Here is a 4,115-nt window from a genome sequence, read left to right as displayed (position 1 = left end):
GCTCAACCGGCCGGTGCTGGCATTGGCGCAGCGCCTGTGCCTGGCGACCGGCAGCGACCAGGCCTACTTCCTCACCAGCGGCGCCGAGGCCAACGAAGCGGCCATCGCCCTGGCGCGCAAGTGGGGCCGCCTGCATCGCGGCGGCGCGCAACGGATCGTCAGCACCGTCAACAGCATCCATGGACGCACCCCGGGCACCCTGACGGCTTGTGGCAAGCCGGCGCAGCATGGCCTGGAGGGCTTCGCCAGGGTGCCGTTCAACGACCTCGACGCCATGGCCGCGGCCATCGACGAAGAGACGGTGGCGGTGATGCTGGAGCCGGTGCAGGGCGATGCCGGGGTGATCCCGGCGACCCTCGACTACCTGCGTGGCATCGAGCGGCTGTGCCGGCAGCGTGGCGTCCTGTTGATCCTCGACGAGGTGCAGACCGGCATCGGCCGCTGCGGCGCGCTGCTGGCGGAGGAACTGTACGGGGTACGCGCCGACATCGTTACCCTCGGCAAGGGCCTCGGCGCCGGGGTGCCGCTGTCGGCGCTGCTGGCGCGTGGCAACGCCTGCTGCTTCGAACCGGGAGACCAGCTTGGCACCCACCACGGCAACGCGTTGATGACCGCTGCCGGGCTGGCGGTACTGAATACCGTGCTGGAGCCGGGTTTCCTGGAGCAGGTGCGCGAGCAGGGCACTCACCTGCGCGATGGCCTGGCCCGTGTCGCGCGTCGCTATGGGCATGGTCCGCTGCGCGGCCAGGGACTGTTCTGGGGGCTGCCGCTGATCGGCCAGCGCGCGCCGGCGGTGGTTCGCGCGGCGTTCGGCGAAGGCCTGCTGATCAACGCGCCGCAGCCGCATTGCCTGCGTTTTTCCCCGGCGCTGACGGTGAGCCGGGCCAACGTCGACGAAATGCTGCGGCGACTGGAACGGGCCCTGGCCCGGGTCGCCAACCGACACGAGGAGGTGGCCTGATGCGCGCCCTGGTATTGCAACACGTTCCCTTCGAAGGCAGCGCGCGGATCGGCGACTGGATCGGCCGCCACTGCGAGCACGAGCACGTCTGCTACCTCTACGCCGACGCCCACCTGCCTGCGCTGGACAGCTTCGACCTGCTGGTGGTGATGGGCGGGCCGATGAGCGTCCACGACGAAGCGCAATATCCCTGGCTGGTGGCGGAGAAGCGTTTGATCCGCGCGGCGCTGGATGCCGGCAAGAAGGTCCTTGGCATCTGCCTCGGCGCGCAGCTGCTGGCCCAGGCGCTGGGGGCTGCGGTACGCCCGGGACGCCAGGCGGAGATCGGCTGGTGGCCGCTGCACAGGTACAGCCAGGCGCTGGGCTCGCCGCTGGGCGAGCGCCTGCCGGAACGGCTGATGGCGTTCCACTGGCACGGCGAGACCTTCGACCTGCCAGCCGGCAGCGTGCCGCTCTATGGTTCGGCTGCCTGCGCCAACCAGGGCTTCATCTGGAACGAGCAGGCTATCGGCCTGCAATGTCACCTGGAAAGCACCGCGGAGAGCATCGAGGCGCTGCTCGATGCCTGCCCGCAGGACCTGCAACGGGAAGGGGCGGTGCAGAGCGCCGGGAGGATCCGCCAGGGTGTCGCGCATTGCCGCGAGGTGGCGCCGGTGCTGTTCCTGTTGCTCGATTACCTGGCGCATCGGCCGGCGGAGATCGCACGCCGGGCCTGATCGCCAGAAAGATTCCTCTGTCCTCGCATGCGCCTCCGGACGTCGTTTTGGTCCTGTGGGGCGCTTTTTTTATTCTAGGCTGCGTGCTTTCCCAACCAGGGCTCCAGTAGTGCCAGGTCGCGACGCAGGCTTTCGGCGAACAGGTGCAGGCGGGTGGGGTTGTCCAGCTCGCCGGGCTGGATGCCGACGAAGGTGAAGGTTTCGTCGTGCTCTCGGGCGGCGACATTGATACTGACGGTGCCGTCGTAGTGCATCCGGCACTGGCAGTCGTAGCCTTCCAGCGCCTGGTTCAGGCTGCGCTGGATCTCGCCGAGATCGGGGTGCTTGTTCTTGCTCATCGCATCGCTCATGCAAGGGGATGGGGCTTTCTTCTCGTGCAGGGCGAGTCGGGTGGATGCGTCGACGACCTCGGGACCGAGGGGCGGCGTAGCCTCCCGGCCGGCGCGGCGTCTGGGCTTCCCGCCCGGACATTGCTTCCTGTATCGCCAGGGTAGGGGTGCCTCCGCTATCGTTTCGCGATGCAAATGCACTAGCACCGCTAGTGCAATCGTCACGCGTGCGCGGTCAGGGCGGGCGGGCATCCTTGCTGCCCCCGGAAAATCGCTCCATCCAAGAGGAACAGCATGAACGACCAGGTACTGCGTACCCAGACCGACCGCCGCCAGTTGCAGCAGATCATCGCCGGTCTTACCGAAGGGGTGATCCTGATCGAGCCGGACCAGCGCATCCTCTGGGCCAACGAGGCGGCCCTGGCGATGCACGGCGTCGATTCGCTGCAAGGCCTGGGCGCCGATACCGGCGAGTATCGCGAGCGCTTTCGCCTGCGCTACCGCAACAATCATCCGCTGCAGGAGGGCCAGTACCCGGCCGAGCGCTTGGTGGCTGGCGAGTGCTTCAGCGACGTGGTGGTGGAAGTGTTTCCCGCCGCCGACGAGGACACCCGCTGGGTGCACCGCGTGCGCGGGTTGGTGCTGACCACCCCCGAGGACAAGCCCGACTGCCTGGTGCTGATCCTCCACGACGCCACCGAGTGGGCCAGCGCCGAGCAGCGCTTCGAGAAGACCTTCAATGCCAACCCGGCGCCGGCGGTGATCTGCCGGCTCAGCGACTACCGCTACGTGAAGGTCAATGTCGGTTTCCTGGAAATGACCGGCTATGCCCGCGACCAGGTGATCGGCCGTTCGGTGTACGAGCTGGACGTACTCGACCAGGCCGAGCGCCGCGAACTGGCGGTGGAGCGCCTGGGCGCCGGCGAGACCATCCCGCAGATGGAGGCGAGCCTGCGGGTGGCGGAGGGCGGACGCAAGTGCGTGGTGGTCGCCGGGCAACCGATAGAGGTCGGCGAGGAGGCCTGCATGCTCTTCACCTTCACCGATCTCGAACCGCGGAAGAAGGCCGAGGAGGCCCTGCGCAAGAGCGAGGAGCGCTTCGCCAAGGCCTTCCGCATGGCACCGGTGCCGAGCCTGGTGCTGTACGGCGACGACCTGCAGGCGCTGGACATCAACCAGGCCTTCAGCGAAACCTTCGGCTACCAGGCCGAGGAACTGCTCGGCGAGTCCACCGTCGCCTGCGGGCTGTGGCAGGACGGCGGCGCCGAGCGCCTGGGCGAGCTGCTGGCGCAGAGCGGCAGCGTGCGCAACGTCCAGCTGCGCCTGCAGCACAAGGATCGCAACGGCCTGGACTGCCTGGTCTCGGCCGAGGCGGTGAGCCTCAACGAGCAGGACTGCGTGCTGGTGGCCTTGCTGGACATCAGTGACCGGCGGCGCACCGAAATGGAGCTGGTGCACGCCATCGAGACGGTGATGCAGGACGCTTCCTGGTTCAGCCGCACCCTGATCGAAAAGCTCGCCAACGTGCGCCGCGCCAACGCGCCGGGCACCGGCGCCGAACTGGCCGACCTGACTGCGCGCGAGCGCGAGGTGTTCGACCTCATCTGCCAGGGCCTGGCGGACAAGGAGATCGCCAAGGAACTGGGCCTGGCGCCGAACACCGTGCGCAACCACGTGGCGACCATCTACGCCAAGCTCGATGTCCACAGCCGTGGCGAGGCCATCGTCTGGGCACGCGAACGCGGATTCGCGCCGGAGCCGCGCAACGGCAACGGGCGCAAATAAACGAAGAGGGTACGAATGCACCAGGGCGGCTGGTGCATTCGTACCTGTCGCCCGCTCCCGTCGGCGCCGACACTGGCGCAGCACGCCCGGCATGCCCCCGCCCGTGGTCGTGCACCTTTTCTCCGCGGCGCGAGCCGCGCCGTCCGCACGTCTGTTCCCCTCGCCAGTTTCGCTCTGGCGGGGGGCTTCCCGCCTCCTTTCGAATATTTGCCCCTCTGCCTCTGCTGGTGCGCGACGGCATCCTGCCGGCCGTTTGCGAATGCTCGGGACTGGTGTCGTGAAATTTTAAGTGTTATTTTTCATGAAAAATAACCAATATAATTT

Annotated in this window: 4 protein-coding genes; 3 read left to right on the top strand and 1 reads right to left on the bottom strand. The window is 67.7% G+C overall.

All coding sequences use genetic code 11. The annotated features are described in order from the left end of the window. Window positions 1-961 (top strand): aspartate aminotransferase family protein (locus FFS27_RS29565; protein ID WP_137952404.1); only part of this gene is annotated, 961 nt, incomplete at its 5' end. Next, window positions 961-1,677, top strand: a complete 717-nt coding sequence (locus FFS27_RS29560) for a type 1 glutamine amidotransferase (RefSeq protein ID WP_003084901.1) — start codon at window positions 961-963, stop codon at window positions 1,675-1,677. The genes FFS27_RS29565 and FFS27_RS29560, both read left to right, overlap by 1 nt. A gap of 74 nt (window positions 1,678-1,751) precedes the next feature. Here FFS27_RS29560 and FFS27_RS33415 read toward each other — a convergent pair whose 3' ends face one another. Next, window positions 1,752-2,015, bottom strand: coding sequence for a hypothetical protein (locus tag FFS27_RS33415; protein ID WP_003084903.1), 264 nt, complete (start codon window positions 2,013-2,015; stop codon window positions 1,752-1,754). A 285-nt stretch (window positions 2,016-2,300) separates the two neighbouring features. On the opposite strand from FFS27_RS33415, the gene FFS27_RS29550 reads away from it, so the two are divergent. Continuing rightward, window positions 2,301-3,791: a helix-turn-helix transcriptional regulator gene (locus FFS27_RS29550; protein ID WP_021263081.1), complete on the top strand. Its 1,491-nt coding sequence runs from the start codon at window positions 2,301-2,303 to the stop codon at window positions 3,789-3,791. Window positions 3,792-4,115: the final 324 nt, after the last annotated feature.

Source organism: Pseudomonas sp. 2VD (assembly GCF_005503585.1).
Lineage (GTDB): Bacteria > Pseudomonadota > Gammaproteobacteria > Pseudomonadales > Pseudomonadaceae > Pseudomonas > Pseudomonas aeruginosa.
This window is presented reverse-complemented; position numbering and strand designations above follow the sequence as displayed.